We start from the raw sequence: 17,322 nt of genomic DNA on the forward strand, positions 1-17,322 counted from the left end.
GCATTCTCGCCTTTTTACAGTTGTCAAGTCGCTTAAGTTAATGACATTGCGCGTGGTGGCACCCCTGTTTTTGTTGTTATGAGGCACTTATGATGAGGCCCGTATCTCCGGTGAACGCAACCTTCGCCGAAGTTCCGACTGTTATTGTGGTCTCACCTCCGACGAGACCTTTCTCATCGGAGCTGGTGTTGATTCTAATTGATTCTGCGATCCTGTCTCTGGTGGACGGCACTACTGCATGCTGTTCTAGCATTCGCATTCATTCAGCCGCAAGTTCTTTTTCCAACGTTTTGGCCAATTCTTGGATTGCCAGGTCAGGATCAGCAAGAAAGTTCGCCAGCATATCTTTGACAGTTACCGGCAATTTATTCCTGAAGTAGAGGATCTGCGTTTCCAGCGCTTCGCAGGCTATTTTTCGGCAGTCCGCATCAGGATGGCAGGAAAAATGTTGTATCCAATGGAGATACCATTGCTTGTCCGGGTCATCCTCGAAGTGCAAAAACAGCTCAGCCAATCCCGCGGCATCGGCCAGCAAAAAGGCGTGCACACCTTCCGTGTGCGTGAGCCGGATTTGCTCTGGAACGGTCAGTGGTCCCGGTGTCAGGTTGCGCAGGAATTGAGCGAAGTCGGGAGCGACAGTCTGCCAATTGTCCGTTTCGATATCGATGTGCCGGATACTCGGCTCGCCGGATGGGGACACTTGTGAATAATCGAAGGCAAAAAGCTGATTACCATTGCTGCTGAAAAGCACGAAATAATCCGGCAGCTCCGCCGAACGGGCAATTTCTTGTTGGGCATACAGGCTGTTCTGGGGATCGTCGTGAAGTCCCAGGATCGCATGGATGGCTGCATAATCGATGCCGTCGGATGTGGGCTCTTTGGTCGCGATGCGGGAGCACAACAGATAGCCGCCGTTCTGTTCCGCCAGCAATTCGAGGTAGGCCCGAGGCAGATCCGCTGCAGTGACGCCTTGGTATAACGGGGTGGGTTTGAATAGGATGGGCCAATTTTTTTTAGTTTGTTGCGGGATGAAATACATACGGACACCTCATCTGATTTTCTTTCCTTTATCGTATCATGAAATGTATTGTTCGGATAGGGCAGCAATTTTCGGTAAATAGGTGGTTGGTCTATTTTTTTACAAAACTGCGGGAGTCTTCTATAATGGAAGGTGTAGACGAGGAATTGTCTAGGTCAGCCGTTAAGTCGGCAAGATAGAAAAGGAGCTGTGAGCAAAATGGAATGGATAATAGGAATCATTGTAGTGGCAGCGATCATCGGGGCAATATGGATTTCGTTGTATAACAGTCTTGTGAAAAATAAATTGTGGGTAACGGAAGCTTGGAGCCAGATCGATGTCCAGTTGAAACGCAGGAACGATCTGATCCCGAACATCGTTGAGACAGTCAAAGGCTATGCCAAGCATGAGCAGGAAACTTTGACCAAAGTCATCAATTTGCGCAACATGATCTCGGATATGGGAACCGAAGATCCGGCCAAAAAGATGGAATTGTCCAATCAACTCTCGAGCCAATTGCGGACCGTTTTCGCTCTGGCTGAAGCATATCCCGATCTGAAGGCGAACCAGAATTTCTTGGCATTACAGGAAGAATTGTCCGCAACGGAAAATAAGATCGCCTATGCGCGCCAATTGTACAATTCGAGCGTGACACAATACAACATCAAATTAGGGACATTCCCGAGCAATGTTGTGGCAAATGTCCATGGTTTCCGTCCGGAAGTCGTTTTGGCAACCCCGGAAGAAGAAAAGAATGTACCGAAAGTATCGTTCTGAGTAAATATGATTTTGATGGAAAGTTGGTGAGTACCTTTGCTCCATCAACAAATTGAGCAGAATAAACGGCGCACCGTGCTGATTGTATTCTTATTCTTTCTCCTGTTTGCGGCATTAGGGGCGGCCATCGGTTACATGAATTGGGATAACGCCTTGTCCGGTGTGGCACTTGCGATGATCATCGGAGTGGTCTACGTCGGCATCATGGTGGCGCAATCCACACAAGTGGTCATGAGCCTGAACAAAGCCCGGGAAATAACGGATAAGGCGCAATACCCGATGCTCTGGAATATCGTCGAGGAAATGACAATCGTGACGCGGTTGCCTTTTCCGAGAATTTTCATCATCGAGGATGAAAGCCCAAATGCGTTTGCTGCCGGGAACTCGCCGGAAAAGGCATCCGTCGCCGTGACGACAGGCTTGTTGAATAAATTGAACCGTGAAGAATTGACGGGGGTGTTGGCGCATGAGTTCGCGCATATCCGCAACTATGACATCCGCTTATCCACTGTCGCTTTGGCGATAGCGGGACTGATCGCATTTTTAGCCCAATTCAGCACCCGGATGATGTTCTGGGGTGGCGGCGGCCGGCGACGCAGAAGCGACAACAGCGGAGGGGCGGGCATCATATTGCTGATCCTTTCCTTGCTGATCTTGGTACTTTCACCCTTTGTGGCCACAATCATCCGTCTGGCGCTCTCACGGAACAGGGAGTATCTGGCTGATGCGAGTGCGATTGAGTTCACACGCAATCCGGAAGGGCTGAAATCCGCTTTGAACAAAATAGCGACAAGCGAACCGATGGAGGCAGCAAATGCTGCCAGCGCCTCCCTTTATATTGTGAATCCTTTCAAACGGATGAAGGAGGGAGAACCAGAAAGCGATGGCTTGTTTTCGACCCACCCTTCAACGGCAAACCGAATCAAACGATTAGAAGCTATGTAAATAGCTTCTTTTTTTCGGACATTTTATCCAAATTATGCAAATAAAGTTCGGTTTTCGATGTGAAAACCCTTTCAATTTATTGCTGTGAAAAAAAATAGGGGAAAAAGGCAAATTATCTTTGTAAAAGATACGGATTTGTAATAATATTAACATGGTACTGATACCTTAATCGGTTTTGCGCGTAGTAGAATGATAATAAGGGATATTTCGGAAAGGGGGGGATCATTCATGAGCGAAGATATGTTATATGTTCATTATGAAACAGTCAGCAATTTTGTTTTGAGCAAAGGGATAGCGGTGAAAGATTACACAAAGTTAGCCCGGAAGCTTCCAGAAAACTTATTGTTGGTGGACGGAAGAAAAAGCATCGGAACATATGATAATCATACCGGTTTTCAGGTTATCAAAGGCCAAGAAAACGTAAAAGCGTTCTTCCAAAAAGGGACGGACAATCAAACCGCTATGGGAAAATGGATTGATTTTGTGAATGTGGATATGTTGCATCTCCTCACCCCAATCGAAATATCCGAGATCCTGTATATCGCTCATGCGCATACGCACTTGCACTCACCGTTCTATTACAAATTACAAAACAGCTACATCTACCTCACGTTGCCGAATGGCTTCATAAAAATGTACTATCGCTACTTGGAGCAATTCCATGAGCTGTTCGCTGAAGCCATCACCGTCAAGTTGAAGGAAAAAGTGAATGAGAAGAAGCGTTTTTATCAGAAAGACAAAGAAATTGCTCCATTCCCGATCGAACGCGTGAAGGAATTCATTCCGATCTTCAAAGAAGGAGCCGTCATCTCTTTCAGACAGATGAGCATCGAAGAAAATACATACTGCATCCCATTGTTCATCGCGGAAGACCGTTACGCCAGCATCGGCGGCCGTTTCAACGAAAAAGATTCAGTGGGCACCATCTGTTATGACATGGAACGCAACGAGTGGGAAATAGACATAGACTTTGAATGAAAGCCTGAGCCGGAACTTAGGCTTTTTCTGTATCCATTGAGCCTGAATCAGCTGTTTTGACCCAAGCAATCGGGATACCAAGTCACTTTTCACAAAAATCGTTTTAGCTAAAAAATAAATATGGTACAATGTTTGGTGATTAAGGTAGTTATCAAAAAATTCGGAGGATTTCTCGATGAAAATTTATTTGATTTACGGCGGAAAGAGCGCTGAGCACGATATCTCGATTCTGACAGCACATTCGATCATAAAGGCGATCTATTTCAACTATTACGAAGTTGTGCCCGTCTATATCACTAAGGCAGGCGCTTGGATTCAAGGGCAATCCCTTTCTGAACCGGTAGCATTCGCTGAGAACCTTTACTTGGAGCCGGGTTCCGAGAAGCGCTTTGCCGATTCGCAGGATGGGAAATCCTACGGCGAACGTATTTCACCTGCAGACATCCAGTCTGAGGATGCTGTCATTTTCCCTGTACTGCATGGACCCAACGGAGAAGACGGAACGGTACAAGGGCTATTTGAAGTCCTGAATATGCCGTATGTCGGCTGTGGTGTCCTTGCCAGCGCCAGCGGAATGGACAAAATCGTCAGCAAGCATCTTTTCCAACAAGCAGGGTTGCCACAAGTGCCTTATGTGGCCGTAACCCGAAATGATTGGAAAAATGACCGTGAGAAGATTTTCATCCAATGCGAAGGCAGCCTGATTTATCCGATGTACATAAAGCCAGCCAATATGGGCTCAAGCCTCGGCATTTCCAAAGCTACGAATCTTGAGGAGTTGACCGCAGCAATCGAAACGGCTTTCCGCTATGACCGTCGCGTGGTCGTTGAACAAGGCATCGAAGCCCGTGAAATCGAAATCGCGGTATTGGGAAATGACGATGTTCATACCTCCGTACCCGGTGAAATCGTTAAAACCAAAGATTTCTATGACTACGAAGAGAAGTACGGCAATGAAGAAGTATTGCTGCAGATTCCGTCTGAATTACCGGAAGAAATCACTGCCAAATTACAGAATTATGCAACAATCGCTTTTCGAGCGCTTGACGGAAGCGGTTTGAGCCGATGTGATTTCTTTGTTACCAAAAACAATGAAATCTACATCAATGAAGTCAATACTTTGCCTGGCTTCACTTCCCGCAGCATGTATCCGTTGCTATGGGAACACACAGGATTGAAATACAGTGATCTGGTGGAAGAATTGATCCAGTTGGCATTGAAGCGCCATGAAGAAAAACTGTCCTATCAATTTGTAGAATAATGAATGGAAGGCCGTGATTTCCCTGATTGTCAGCAGCACTGAAAGCATGGAGTGCTTGCTGCTAGCCAAGGGAAAGGACGGCTTTTTTTAGATCAGGGGGAAGGTCTTCTGAGAACTAATCGGAAATGAGGAACCAACTATGAAACCACTACGCATCATCGATGTTGTGAAAGCAGTAGGGGCGATCGACTACACGTCGGCCAACCGCTTCGCTGAAATAAATGCTGTCATCTTTGACTCCCGTAAAGCAACGCCAGACAGCTTGTTTGTGCCTTTGCAAGGGGAAACGGATGGTCATGATTATGTCCAATCGGCAATCAAGAACGGAGCGGCAGCAACTTTATGGAGCCGCGCGGCCGGAGAAGCACCTGAAGATATTGCTGTCATTCTGGTGGATGACACGCTGGAAGCTTTGCAAAAATTGGCGGAAGCCTACCTGAATATGATCCAACCAAAAGTGGTCGCAATCACGGGCAGCAACGGGAAAACGACCACCAAGGACATGACGGCCGCCATCCTGTCCGCCCGGTTCCGTGTCCACAAGACGGAAGGCAATTACAATAATGAAATCGGCATGCCGATGACCATTCTTGAGATGCCGGAAGACACGGAAGTGCTGGTGCTTGAAATGGGCATGAGCAACTTCGGCGAAATCAGCCTGTTAAGCCGATTGGCCAAACCGGATGTCGCCATTATCACCTTGATCGGGGACAGCCATCTGGAGTTCCTCGGAAGCCGCCGCGGCATCGCCAAGGCCAAATTGGAAATTTTGGAGGGGCTGAAGTCGGAAGGGACGTTCATTTATCCCGGTGATGAGCCGTTGATTGCCGAAGAGCTGCCTCAGGAAAGCAACTTCCATCAGCTGACTTTCGGCACGGACGAAACGGATACGATCTATGCCTATACCATCGTTCCCGGCAAAACCCGAACGACTTTCCATGTGAACCTGGATCCGAACGTCGATTTGGAGATCCCTGTATTGGGTGTGTACAATGTTCGGAATGCTTTGGCCGCATTAGCTGCTGCCCAAGTGTTGGGCATGACGATCGCTGAAGTGAAAGAAGCATTGGCGACGTTTCAGCTGACTGCCAACCGCACGCAGTGGTTGAATGGGGTAAATGGCTCGCAACTGTTGAATGATGCGTACAATGCCAGTCCAACGTCCATGACGGCCGTGCTGCGTTCATTCGCGCATCTGCCGCGGGAGGGCAAGAAAATTGCGGTGCTAGGGGATATCCGTGAGTTGGGCGAACGTTCTGCTGAAATGCACGCGGCCTTGGCGGCTGAAATTTCCCCTGCGGATTTCGATCAGGTCTATCTTTACGGCACGGAAATGGCCGCTCTTTATGAAAACTTAAAGACTGCCTTTCCGGAAGGGAAACTTTATCATTATATTGGGGAGAAGGCGCCATTGATCGATAAGCTCAAGGCAGAGCTTCACCAAGCCGATCAAGTACTGATCAAATCCAGTTTCGGCACTGATTTATTGGCGGTTGTGGCAGCTTTGCGTGTATAATAGGAAATGTAAGGGAATTTGGATGGGTCGTGTCGTCGCATAAGCAAGGAGATCCCTTTTTCAGCCAATTTGGAGCGCTTGTGTCAATTGTCGGTAAATTGTAGAGTCACTTGTCATTTTCATTAGAAATATCCTTACAACAAGGTTTTTTTGTAAGAAATTTCATTATTTTAAGAGAAAATGATTTGTAAAACTCTTCGGAACGTGTTATTATTGCTGATGGTAAGAATAGAGAAATAAGAGGGTTTTTTCTGCGAAGTGCAGAATGTTTGATTTATCAAGCTTTCTATTCAAGGGATTAAGTAAAAAAGGTTTATCTTTTATTTATAAGATTATGAACCGTATTTAGATACGGGTAAAAGAAAAGACTCTCTAAATTTTAGTTTCTCAAAATTAGGAGGAAACATGAAATTTTCAGAATTAGGTTTAGATGCAGTATTATTACAGTCAATTGAGACAATGGGCTTCGAGGAAGCAACACCCATCCAAACGGAAACTATTCCTTTGGCGCTCAAAGGATTAGACGTTATCGGCCAAGCACAAACAGGTACTGGTAAAACAGCTGCTTTTGGATTGCCGATGTTGCAAAAAATCAACACAGAAAACAAAGCTATCCAAGGGATTGTTATCGCGCCAACACGTGAATTAGCGATTCAAACACAAGAAGAACTTTATCGCTTAGGCAAAGACAAACATGTATCAGTACAAGTTGTTTATGGTGGAGCAGATATCAGCCGTCAAATTCGCGCTTTAAAAAACAAACCGCAAATTATTGTTGGGACACCAGGCCGTTTATTGGATCATATCAAACGCAAAACAATTCGTTTGGATCATATTGAAACGCTAGTTTTGGATGAAGCAGATGAAATGTTGAACATGGGCTTCTTGGAAGACATCGAAAGCATCCTTAGTGAAACACCAGCTGAGCGTCAAACATTGTTGTTCTCAGCAACAATGCCTGACCAAATCAAAAAAATCGGTGTTAAATTCATGCATGCTCCAGAACACGTAAAAATTAAAGCATCTCATGCTTCAGCTAACTTGATTGATCAATATTTCGTCAAATGTAAAGATTTCGAAAAATTCGATACAATGACTCGTTTGTTCGATGTTCAAAATCCGGAATTGGCTATTGTTTTCGGCCGTACAAAACGTCGTGTTGATGAATTGTCTAAAGGATTGGAACTACGCGGTTACCGTGCAGAAGGAATCCATGGCGATTTGACACAACAAAAACGTATGAGTGTTTTGAATGCATTCAAGACTGGCGATTTGGATTTCTTGGTAGCGACTGACGTTGCTGCGCGTGGATTGGATGTTACAGGTGTTACACATGTATACAACTATGATATCCCGCAAGATCCAGAAAGCTATGTTCACCGTATCGGCCGTACTGGTCGTGCTGGTAAAGAAGGTATGTCAGTGACTTTCGTTACACCAAACGAAATGGATTACTTGCGTACAATCGAAAACTTAACCAAAAAACCGATCACTCCATTACAACCACCAAGTGATGAAGAAGCTTTCCGTGGCCAAGTAAAATCAGCTATGGATGAAGTGGAATCATTGGTGAAAGAAACAGAAACAGACAAATATCAACGTGCAGCTGTTCGTTTGCTTGAAGAGCACACTGCTGAAGATTTGGTGGCAGCATTCCTGAAGAGTCTTTCTAAAGATGCTACTGATGTTCCTGTTAAGATCACACCAGAACGCCCATTGCCTTCAAGAAAAGGTAAAGGCGGCGGTGGTTACAAAGGCAAGAGCACAGGCGGCGGCTACAAAGGTAACCGTAGTTCATCAGAAAGACGCGGCAGTGGCGAACGCAGCGGCGAGCGCAGTGGCAACAAAAATCGCTCAAGCGACAGCAAACCACGCTCAGGCGGCAAACGCTATGATGACAAACGTGGCGGCGGCAGTGCCGGCGCACCTAAAAAAAGCAGCCATAGCTTCACTATCCGCAGCAACAACGATTAATTCGTGATCAAAAACCTCTTCCCCTGGCGTAGGCCAATTGGGGAAGAGGTTTTTCTTATGCTGGAAATTTTTTTTGTTTTTGGTAAAATTAGAGCAATGCATGCAGAAGAGGCGGTGATTGGAATGATTTATGGAATAGGATTGGACGTAACCGAGCTGGACCGCATCACGAAAGCCTACAATCGGCGTTCTGGTTTTGCGGAACGGATTCTGACCGAAGCGGAAATGAAACTGTTTTTGGCTCTGAGCGGGTCGCGCCAAATGGAATTTCTGGCCGGGCGCTATGCCGCAAAGGAAGCTTTCTCGAAGGCTTATGGCACAGGCATTGGCAAGCTATCTTTCCAAGATATCGAAATTTTGCCCGGAGAGAACCGGAAGCCTGAAATAACCAAATCTCCGTTTGATGGGGGAGGATTCGTTTCCATCACCCATTCGGGGAACATCATTGCCGCGCAAGTGGTATTAGAAAAGTAAAGGGGTTTTAACCATGGTAGTAGGAAAGCACCGTCCCACGATAGAAACCATCGATTTGGAAGCTATTTCGTGGAACATCCAACAAATCAGGAAGGGTCTGTCTCCTGGAAAGAAATTTTTTGCGGTTGTCAAAGCCGATGCCTATGGATTGGGAGCTGTTCCAGTCGCGAAAAAGGCGAAGGAGGCGGGTGTGGATGGATTCTGTGTCGCGCTGTTGGATGAGGCGATGGAGCTGCGGGAAAACGGGCTGTCCGATGATTTCATCATGGTTGTGGGCCCGACGGAGGCAGAAGACGCTGCGCTCATAGCGGACAACGGAATCAGCGTAGCCGTCACGGCAGTGGAATGGCTGGAAGCGGCTGTGCCGTATCTGCAAGGACGGAAAACGGAGCTGCCTGTTCGGGTGCATTTGGCCATCGATACCGGGATGGGCCGGATTGGCTTGCGTACGGTCGAGGAGGTCAAAGCCTTCGAAACGCGCATTGCCGAACTGGATGGCTTTGTTTTTGAAGGTATCTTTACGCACTTCGCGACGGCCGACGGTGAAGATCCGACATTGGTGGATCGCCAGCTGGCTTTGTTTGAAGAGATTTTGCAGGCAATGGAGCAACGACCGCCGATCGTGCATCTGGCGAATTCCGCCATTTCCCTTTGGCATGAGGCGTTCCAGACGGATGCGGTCCGCGTCGGTATCGCAATGTACGGATACAATCCTTCTGACACCGTCTTGGAGCTTCCGTATGAATTGAAGCCATCGGTACAGTTGGATACCCATATCAGCTATGTCAAGCAGATGCATGAAGGCGACACGATCGCATATGGCGCCCGTTACCGTGCTTTTGAGGGAGAATGGATCGCTACGCTTCCGATTGGTTATGCCGACGGTTGGAGACGGGATCTTCGCCATCAGACAGTCATCGTCGATGGCCAGCGCTGTCCGATCCGGGGAGTCATCTGCATGGATCAATGCATGATCAGTCTGCCGAAAGAATATCCGGTCGGGACGAAAGTGACGCTCTTGGGGGAAAACGGCGGACTCGTCAACAATCCGTCCGAAATGGCGGTAACGATCGATACGATCGGCTATGAAATATTGACGGGAATCAACGCGCGCGTCCCGCGCGTCTACAAATAGAAAAATCCGGAAAGCTGTCTGGTGCCTGGCAGGGGTAGATAGCTTTTTTGGTAATGAAAATCAGATGAAAATGCGCCGTTAGTCGTTTTCAAAAGCGAACATGTATGGTAAACTGTTTGAGCTCTCGAAGGAGTGCGTGGTTCGTCTACCATCCCACGAAAAAAAACTAGGAGGTTTTTAGGTTGAGTACAAGAAAAATGGTTATCAATACAATTATCGCAGCGCTTTATGTTGCGTTGACAGGGATTTTTGCTTTTATGTCGTTCGGGGCCGTCCAATTCCGTGTTTCAGAAATGCTGAATCATTTGGTGGGTTACCACAAAGATTATAAATACGGTGTTTTGGCGGGTGTTTTTATCGCCAACCTGATTTTTTCAACATTGGGGGCTTGGGACTTGGTGTTCGGATTTGGCCAGACATTGATTTCTTTCCTTATTCTGGAAAAATTGTTCAAGCCCAACGATTCTGAAATGAAACGCATGATGATGACTGCGGTCGTCTTCACGGTGACGATGGTTCTTGTCGCGATCGAACTTTATATCGTTCTTGATTTGCCTTTCTGGTTCAGCTTTGTGACAGCAGCATTCGGTGAAGCTGTCGTGCTGGTGGTCTCAGCACCGCTCATGAAATACATGAATAAGATCATCGGTTTTGCCGAGAAAATGGCCTGATCCATTAAAAAATCATATGAGAAAACTGGAGAACGGGGGCTTTTGCTGGATGAACAGCAGAAATCCCTGTTTTTTCGCTAGGATATTTCTCATCGTTCTCTTATAATAGAGGGGTAATCGAAAAAGAGGGAGGCAACAATATATGGAAATGTACGCAATCACAGTCGGTCCTATCCAGGAAAATTGTTATTTTTTGATCGGCGACCACGAGAATGATACGATCATCTTTGATCCAGGTGAGCAAGCGGAGGACATCATCGCAGCTATCGAAGAGAATGAGTTGCATCCGATAGCGATCGTGTTGACACATGCGCACTATGATCACATCGGAGCTCTCGAAACAATCCGGGAGAAATATGATGTTCCCGTCTATCAAAATCCTATCGAACGGGAATGGTTGTTGGATCCGGAACTGAACGGATCAGCACGCAATCCGAACGTTCCGGATATCCGATTGACGAAGGAAGCAGATGTCTTCTTCGAGGAGATGGGGCCTTACGAAATCGGAGAGTTCCGTTTTGAGATGCAACATATTCCCGGGCATTCGCCAGGAAGCACCGTCTTCATTTTCCGCGAGAACGGGTTCGCGATTGTTGGGGATGTCATCTTCAAAGGGAGCGTCGGCCGCAGTGATTTGCCGGGCGGCAGCCATACAACTTTGATCGAAGGAATCCAGAAATATATCGTACCATTGCCAGGAGAAACCGTCCTGTTCCCGGGACATGGCGATCCTACGACAGTAAGGGAAGAAATCTATTCAAACCCCTATCTGAATGGCGCTACTCGCTGATCCGGGGACACGCTGAAAAAGTCGGACAAGCGCAAGGCTTTGTCCGACTTTTTTAATGCGTAAATGGAGCTTTTTCAGAAATCTACTTGCAGGTTTTCGATTTCCGTCACGCGGAAATCTTTGCGTTCCAGTGCCTTTACGATGGAGTCCAGCAGCTGTTTGGGTGTGCCAGCGGGTAAAGTGACCAATACTCTGCGCAAAGCATCCTCCCGGTTGATGTCCAAGGAAATGCAGCTGGCGATGGACGAGTAGCGGTTGATGATTTTGGTGATGTGGTACAGATCGCCTTTCTGACCGGGCGCGATGACCGTCAGCACATAACTACCGACATCGATGCTCCATGATTGGGCCAACATGTTCAACAAGGCGTTGTGGGTCAGGATGCCGTAAAAGGTCATGTCCTTATTCAGAACGGAAATGTAGGGCAATTCTTTGATGGTAAAAAATACCTTAAAGAAGGAGCTGTCTATCGAAATGAATTTTGTGGCATTCTTCAGCAGATGCGTGACAGGCAGGTTCATGTCGCCGCCGTTCGCTTTGTGCCGATAGATATGCATTTTGTAGATATTTCCACGAAAAATGGTTTCTGTTTCGTCCAAGATAGGAACGCAACGGTAGCCGGAATCTTCAAGGATATCCAGTGCATCCCGAAGCGTGGCGGACTCCTTGACGATGGTCAGCTCCCTTTTGGGGATGGCAAGTGAGCGGATAAGCATATATTTAAAATCCTCCTAAAAACGCGGGTGTCTAATGTGATAATAACATTAAAATAAAAAAAAGCAACGGTTATAAACGTATAGTTGGAAATTCTTAAACATTTGATAAATCAAGCAGTAAAGCCCTTCCAAGACGACGGAAGCCTTTGCTGAACATTAGATTGGAATGAGAACACTTGTCGGTGCCGGAAAGCTCAAGGAAGAAGCACAGGACAGTTCCAGCATGTGCCGCATGAAAAATCTCTTGATTTTTCGAGCGGAGTTGACTATATTAAGTAGTATATAATTGAACAGAATCTATATTTTTTTATGCAACTGCACAGAGTCTTGATTCAGGGCATGTGCCAGTTGCGTGAGTCATCATAAAAAAGGAGAAAAAAATCATATGAACCCAGACCCCGAAGGTCAGTCGTTATCATCAAAAATAGTATTGATCCTAACCCTGACTTTACTGAATGCTTATTTTGCCTCAGCCGAATTAGCATTTGTTTCCATCAATCGTACCAAAATCGAGAAGCTGGCCAAAGACGGCGATAAGAAATCACAGAAGGTTTTGCGTCTCTTAGAGAATCCGGATGATTTCTTGGCTACGATCCAAGTTGCCATCACCTTTGCCGGATTCTTCAGCAGTGCGTCGGCTTCATCCAATTTCGTCGGCTATATCGAACCTTTGTTGGGGAGCATCGCCGGTGGCAAAACAATAGCGATGATCATCATCACCGTTGTCCTTTCCTACATCACCCTCGTGTTTGGTGAACTGTACCCTAAACAGATCGCTTTGCAGATGCCTGAAACCATTGCGCGCCACACTGCAGGCCCGATAGTGGTCGTCAAGACCCTATTCAAACCGTTCGTTTGGCTTTTGTCTTTTTCGACCGGTATCCTCAAGAAATTGACACCGATCGAATTCACGAATGAGGAAGAGAAGCTCACCCGTGACGAAATGAAGGCTATCCTTGCACAGAGCCGAGGCGAAGGGGTCATTGACCCATCTGAGTTCACGATGATGCAGGGAGTGCTCTCGTTGGACACGAAGCTTGCCCGTGAATTGATGGTGCCGCGCACGGACACTTTGATGATGGATTTGGATGATGATCTGGAATACAATATTGCGCTGGTTTTGAACAGTCAATATTCTCGGATTCCGGTTTATGAGGAAGATAGGGACAATATCATCGGTGTTCTGCATATGAAAAATGTTTTGAAGGCATCAAAGGAAGTCGGTTTTGAGCGGATCTCTTTCCGTGAATTGGTCAATACGCCTTTGTTTGTCCCTTCCACTATTTATATCGATGATCTCTTAGTAGAGTTCCGCAAGACCCACACGCATATGGCCATCATCAAGGATGAATACGGTGGTGTAGAGGGGATCATCACCCTCGAGGACCTTTTGGAGGAAATCGTTGGGGACATTGAAGATGAGTATGATGAAATTTATCGCCTTTCGAAAAAAATCGATGATAATCATTATGTCGTGAATGGGCGTATGCCACTGGACAAGTTCAATCAATTGTTCAAGACGGCTATCGCATCCGAAGAAGTGGATACGATAGCCGGATACATGATCGAGGAACTCGGCTATTTTCCGAAAGATGATGAGCATGCGACGATTCAGACTGGTGAGTACCTGCTGACGACTACGCAGGTCGAAAGCGGCAGGATCCGGGGTATCCGTGTCACGAGAGAGCCCGTCCAAGCAGTAGTTGTTGAAGATGAATAAGCGCAAGGCTGGGATCCATTCCCAGCCTTGTTGCCATTGATAAAAGAGTATGCGATAAGGAGAAAAAAGTATGGCATTGAACGAAATGATGGACAGACCCGTCGTAAAGAAAGAACTGGTCGCTTTTATGCGCGACAGACTGAAGCGTTTCCCCGGAGAATTGGGGGAACTGGAAAAGACTGCGAATGAAAGAGGCGTGCCGATCATTCCGCATGAAACAGCTGTTTTCCTGAATATGCTGCTGGGACAGATTAAACCCAAACAGATATTGGAAATCGGAGCGGCAATCGGCTTCTCCGGCAGCCTGATGGCGCAACACGTCGGAGCGGAAGGCCATGTCACGACCATCGATCGTTTTGAGGTCATGATCAACCACGCAAAAGCAAACTTTGAAAAATTGGGCATCGCAGACAAGGTGACGCTTTTGGAAGGCGATGCGGCGGAAGTCCTGCCTACACTGGAAGGTCCGTATGATTTCATCTTTATGGACAGTGCAAAGTCCAAATATTATGAATTTTTGCCCCATTGCATCCGGCTTCTGAAGAAAGACGGCATGCTGGTCATCGATGATGTTTTCCAAGGAGGAACCATCCTGGATGATGAAGCTGACGTTCCGAAGAGGGTCCGCAAGATTCACCGCCGCCTGAACAAGCTGATGGATACCGTGTTGGACCACCCGGCATTGGAAACTTCCCTCGTACCTCTTGGTGACGGCCTATTGCTGATCGTCAAAAAAGAAGAGTTCGATTTCGGCTATATCCTCGATGAAATCAAAACAGAGAACCAGAATCGCGCATAGCAATCAAGGCCTGCCTCATATGAGACAGGCTTTTTTGTCGGTCCACACAGATGAAAATGCAGGTGTGTCTGTTTGCATTTCTTCCGCATAGGTATTATGATTAATACCTAAGATGCCGGCCTATTATAAAAAAATTAAGCTAAAATAGCTTGCTTTTTAAAGAAAACATGGTAAAGTATTGAAAAGTAAGTTACAATTATTTGTAACACAAACGTAACTTAATTGTAATAAAACGAGAAGGTGGTCTGGACAGTGAAAAAGAAACCCATCATCATTGGCGCTACAGCGGTCTTATTGGTCGCAGCCGGATACTTTGGTACAGGTAGCTATTATGAGGATAAATTCTTACCGAATACGATGCTGGATGGCATTGACATATCGAATGATACCGTAGCCCAAGCAAAAGAAGAGACAACCGCTGCAATCGCACAAGCGCAGATCCAAATAATCGAAAATGGAGAGACTATCCATGCCTTCACACCCGCCGACCTAGGCGTTTCCATCGACAACACCGAGAAATTGGAAACGATGAAGGCCGAACAAAGTGGCTGGGATTGGCCATTCCTGCTGTTCCAAGAAAAGCAGGAAAAAACCGACCTTAGCGGTGTGTCCGTTGATGAAACGGCTTTAGGGAACATTTTGGCGGCGCTGCCGTTGGAGAATGAGAGTCGCACGGCCCCCGTGAACGCTACTGTTGTCAAAGGGACTGACGGCTACGAGATTTCGCCTGAAACGGCAGGAAACATGGTAGATCTGGAATTGTTGAAGGCAACGATGCTGGAAGCAGTCATTGCCGGAGAAACCGAAATCGATCTGGCACAGGCCTATCAACAGCCAACATTAACGGCGGATGATCCAATTCTGGCGGAAACGTTGCAAAAACTGGATGATTTGACGGATACGGTTATCCAATATACCATTTCCGGACAGACAGAAACTGTGCCGCAAACAGCCATCGTCGAATGGTTAGGCATAGACGAGAACGGCGAAGTGTCCGTCAATCGCGAAGGCGTTGCAGCCTATCTGCAAGGACTGAGCGACAAATACAGCACCTATTCCCGTACACGGGATTTCCTGGCAACTGACGGTGAAACGGTCCAAGTCCCATCCGGCACGTATGGATGGACACTGGCTGTCGCAGCCGAAACGGACAACCTGATCAGCTATGTTTTGGCAGGGAAGGATGTGACGGTAACGCCGAACTACAACGGCACTGGCTATCATGCGGATGGCGCGGACATCGGCACCACCTATGTCGAAGTGGACCTATCAAGCCAACACATGTGGTATTACCTAGATGGCGTCGTTGTGCTTGAAACGGATATTGTTTCCGGCCATCCGATGTCGCCGACTCCGACTGGGGTCTTCTACATCTGGAACAAAGAAGAAGATGCCGTTTTGAAAGGGTATAATCCGAGAACTGAAAAGGATTACGAATCGCCAGTCGAATACTGGATGCCTGTCGAGTGGACAGGCATCGGTATCCACGATTCATCTTGGCAGCCTGCTTACGGCGGTGAATATTGGCTTACTGCCGGCTCGAATGGTTGTGTCAATACGCCACCCGGTGTAATGGCTGAACTGTTTGGGATGATCGGTATCGGGGTTCCGGTCGTCATCCACAGCTGATGAATCAATAAATGAATGCCATAACGTCAAATAGGGGGATGAGCCATCAGTCAGGAAAACGATTGATGTCTCGTCCTTTTTTGTACAGTAGTACGGGTTCTGCCGATGGATAATTCAGGAACGCTTTGCACTTAATCGGCTGCAATTGTATAATAAAGAGTAGACGTTCCGAAAGGGACAGTGAGTTGCAAGAAATAAGGAGGTTTGAAGATGAAAAAGGTATTAGTGGTAGACGATGAAAAACCAATCTCAGATATAATCAAGTTTAATCTGACCAAAGAAGGTTATGAGGTCTTCACTGCATTTGATGGTGAAGAAGCCTTGGCGCAATTTGCGGAAGTGGGCCCGGATATCATCCTGCTAGATCTGATGCTGCCCAAGATGGACGGATTGGAAGTCTGCCGGGAAATCCGCAAGACGAGCGATGTACCGATCATCATGCTGACAGCTAAAGACTCTGAAATCGACAAAGTGCTTGGGCTGGAATTGGGTGCGGATGACTATGTCACGAAACCATTTTCTAACCGGGAATTGGTCGCACGCGTAAAAGCGAACTTGAGGAGACAAGCCTCACCAGTTGCGGCACCGCCTGAAGAGAACGATACAAATGAAATCAAAATCGGAGCATTGATCATTCACGAAGATGCTTACATCGTGTCGAAGCGCGGGGTAGAGATCGAGTTGACCCACCGCGAATTCGAATTATTGCATTATTTGGCGAAACATATCGGCCAAGTGATGACGCGGGAGCATCTGCTGCAGACTGTCTGGGGATATGATTATTTCGGCGATGTCCGCACTGTCGATGTGACGGTCCGCAGACTGCGCGAAAAAATCGAAGATACACCAAGCCATCCGACTTGGTTGATCACGCGAAGAGGAGTAGGCTACTTCTTGAAGAATCCGGATCAGGAGTAAC

At 47.0% G+C, this 17,322-nt stretch carries 16 protein-coding genes and 1 riboswitch; of the genes, 14 read left to right on the forward strand and 2 right to left on the reverse strand.

Annotated elements, in window-relative coordinates; all coding sequences use genetic code 11:
* Window positions 1-259 precede the first annotated feature (259 nt).
* Window positions 260-1,039, reverse strand: coding sequence for an SMI1/KNR4 family protein (locus C7R56_RS00005; protein WP_107994601.1), 780 nt, complete (start codon window positions 1,037-1,039; stop codon window positions 260-262).
* Window positions 1,040-1,237: 198 nt separating this feature from the next.
* On the opposite strand from C7R56_RS00005, the gene C7R56_RS00010 reads away from it, so the two are divergent.
* The 10 genes from C7R56_RS00010 to C7R56_RS00055 all read left to right on the forward strand — a co-directional run bounded on the left by C7R56_RS00010 (window position 1,238) and on the right by C7R56_RS00055 (window position 11,539).
* Window positions 1,238-1,795 (forward strand): LemA family protein, encoded by a 558-nt coding sequence (locus C7R56_RS00010; protein ID WP_107994602.1) that lies wholly within the window; start codon window positions 1,238-1,240, stop codon window positions 1,793-1,795.
* A gap of 36 nt (window positions 1,796-1,831) precedes the next feature.
* On the forward strand, window positions 1,832-2,740 hold the full coding sequence (htpX, locus tag C7R56_RS00015; RefSeq protein ID WP_107994603.1) for a zinc metalloprotease HtpX: 909 nt from the start codon (window positions 1,832-1,834) through the stop codon (window positions 2,738-2,740).
* 228 nt (window positions 2,741-2,968) lie between these two features.
* Window positions 2,969-3,718 (forward strand): hypothetical protein, encoded by a 750-nt coding sequence (locus tag C7R56_RS00020; RefSeq protein ID WP_107994604.1) that lies wholly within the window; start codon window positions 2,969-2,971, stop codon window positions 3,716-3,718.
* A 175-nt stretch (window positions 3,719-3,893) separates the two neighbouring features.
* The gene (locus C7R56_RS00025) at window positions 3,894-4,979 is read left to right on the forward strand and encodes a D-alanine--D-alanine ligase (protein ID WP_107994605.1); all 1,086 of its coding nucleotides are present in this window, start codon (window positions 3,894-3,896) and stop codon (window positions 4,977-4,979) included.
* A 139-nt stretch (window positions 4,980-5,118) separates the two neighbouring features.
* Window positions 5,119-6,495: a UDP-N-acetylmuramoyl-tripeptide--D-alanyl-D-alanine ligase gene (locus C7R56_RS00030; protein WP_107994606.1), complete on the forward strand. Its 1,377-nt coding sequence runs from the start codon at window positions 5,119-5,121 to the stop codon at window positions 6,493-6,495.
* Between the two features lie 405 nt (window positions 6,496-6,900).
* The gene (locus C7R56_RS00035) at window positions 6,901-8,469 is read left to right on the forward strand and encodes a DEAD/DEAH box helicase (protein ID WP_107994607.1); all 1,569 of its coding nucleotides are present in this window, start codon (window positions 6,901-6,903) and stop codon (window positions 8,467-8,469) included.
* Between the two features lie 123 nt (window positions 8,470-8,592).
* On the forward strand, window positions 8,593-8,943 hold the full coding sequence (gene acpS / locus C7R56_RS00040) for a holo-ACP synthase (protein WP_107995057.1): 351 nt from the start codon (window positions 8,593-8,595) through the stop codon (window positions 8,941-8,943).
* Window positions 8,944-8,956: 13 nt separating this feature from the next.
* Window positions 8,957-10,078 carry an alanine racemase gene (gene alr, locus C7R56_RS00045; RefSeq protein WP_107994608.1) on the forward strand — a complete coding sequence of 374 codons (1,122 nt, stop codon included), beginning with the start codon at window positions 8,957-8,959 and terminating at the stop codon, window positions 10,076-10,078.
* A gap of 130 nt (window positions 10,079-10,208) precedes the next feature.
* A riboswitch (PreQ1 riboswitch) is annotated at window positions 10,209-10,254 on the forward strand.
* Window positions 10,255-10,260: 6 nt separating this feature from the next.
* The gene (locus C7R56_RS00050) at window positions 10,261-10,749 is read left to right on the forward strand and encodes a QueT transporter family protein (RefSeq protein ID WP_234402536.1); all 489 of its coding nucleotides are present in this window, start codon (window positions 10,261-10,263) and stop codon (window positions 10,747-10,749) included.
* A gap of 142 nt (window positions 10,750-10,891) precedes the next feature.
* A complete protein-coding gene (locus C7R56_RS00055) occupies window positions 10,892-11,539 on the forward strand; it encodes an MBL fold metallo-hydrolase (protein ID WP_107994609.1) in 648 nt (215 codons plus the stop codon).
* Between the two features lie 74 nt (window positions 11,540-11,613).
* Here C7R56_RS00055 and cbpA read toward each other — a convergent pair whose 3' ends face one another.
* Window positions 11,614-12,255, reverse strand: a complete 642-nt coding sequence (cbpA, locus tag C7R56_RS00060; protein ID WP_107994610.1) for a cyclic di-AMP binding protein CbpA — start codon at window positions 12,253-12,255, stop codon at window positions 11,614-11,616.
* Between the two features lie 385 nt (window positions 12,256-12,640).
* Here cbpA and C7R56_RS00065 point away from each other — a divergent pair, with 385 nt between their 5' ends.
* The 4 genes from C7R56_RS00065 (at window position 12,641) to yycF (ending at window position 17,321) form a co-directional block, all read left to right on the forward strand.
* Entirely contained in the window at window positions 12,641-13,975 is a 1,335-nt protein-coding gene (locus C7R56_RS00065; protein ID WP_107994611.1) for a hemolysin family protein, read from the forward strand.
* Window positions 13,976-14,045: 70 nt separating this feature from the next.
* Window positions 14,046-14,774 (forward strand): O-methyltransferase, encoded by a 729-nt coding sequence (locus C7R56_RS00070; RefSeq protein WP_107994612.1) that lies wholly within the window; start codon window positions 14,046-14,048, stop codon window positions 14,772-14,774.
* A gap of 252 nt (window positions 14,775-15,026) precedes the next feature.
* Complete coding sequence (locus C7R56_RS00075) at window positions 15,027-16,403, forward strand: L,D-transpeptidase family protein (protein WP_107994613.1); 1,377 nt, start codon at window positions 15,027-15,029, stop codon at window positions 16,401-16,403.
* Between the two features lie 210 nt (window positions 16,404-16,613).
* Window positions 16,614-17,321 carry a response regulator YycF gene (gene yycF, locus C7R56_RS00080; protein ID WP_086987019.1) on the forward strand — a complete coding sequence of 236 codons (708 nt, stop codon included), beginning with the start codon at window positions 16,614-16,616 and terminating at the stop codon, window positions 17,319-17,321.
* Window position 17,322: the final 1 nt, after the last annotated feature.

This window comes from Trichococcus paludicola, from assembly GCF_003052295.1.
Taxonomy (GTDB): Bacteria; Bacillota; Bacilli; order Lactobacillales; family Aerococcaceae; genus Trichococcus; species Trichococcus paludicola.

Excerpts from the sequence above, each read along its gene's own strand:
- C7R56_RS00010 (WP_107994602.1), top strand. The coding sequence starts at position 1,238 with ATGGAATGGATAATAGGAATCATTGTAGTGGCAGCGATCATCGGGGCA.
- acpS (WP_107995057.1), top strand. The coding sequence starts at position 8,593 with ATGATTTATGGAATAGGATTGGACGTAACCGAGCTGGACCGCATCACG.
- C7R56_RS00055 (WP_107994609.1), top strand. The coding sequence starts at position 10,892 with ATGGAAATGTACGCAATCACAGTCGGTCCTATCCAGGAAAATTGTTAT.
- C7R56_RS00035 (WP_107994607.1), top strand. The coding sequence starts at position 6,901 with ATGAAATTTTCAGAATTAGGTTTAGATGCAGTATTATTACAGTCAATT.
- C7R56_RS00065 (WP_107994611.1), top strand. The coding sequence starts at position 12,641 with ATGAACCCAGACCCCGAAGGTCAGTCGTTATCATCAAAAATAGTATTG.
- yycF (WP_086987019.1), top strand. The coding sequence starts at position 16,614 with ATGAAAAAGGTATTAGTGGTAGACGATGAAAAACCAATCTCAGATATA.
- C7R56_RS00070 (WP_107994612.1), top strand. The coding sequence starts at position 14,046 with ATGGCATTGAACGAAATGATGGACAGACCCGTCGTAAAGAAAGAACTG.
- C7R56_RS00020 (WP_107994604.1), top strand. The coding sequence starts at position 2,969 with ATGAGCGAAGATATGTTATATGTTCATTATGAAACAGTCAGCAATTTT.
- C7R56_RS00030 (WP_107994606.1), top strand. The coding sequence starts at position 5,119 with ATGAAACCACTACGCATCATCGATGTTGTGAAAGCAGTAGGGGCGATC.
- cbpA (WP_107994610.1), bottom strand. The coding sequence starts at position 12,255 with ATGCTTATCCGCTCACTTGCCATCCCCAAAAGGGAGCTGACCATCGTC.
- alr (WP_107994608.1), top strand. The coding sequence starts at position 8,957 with ATGGTAGTAGGAAAGCACCGTCCCACGATAGAAACCATCGATTTGGAA.
- C7R56_RS00005 (WP_107994601.1), bottom strand. The coding sequence starts at position 1,039 with ATGTATTTCATCCCGCAACAAACTAAAAAAAATTGGCCCATCCTATTC.
- C7R56_RS00025 (WP_107994605.1), top strand. The coding sequence starts at position 3,894 with ATGAAAATTTATTTGATTTACGGCGGAAAGAGCGCTGAGCACGATATC.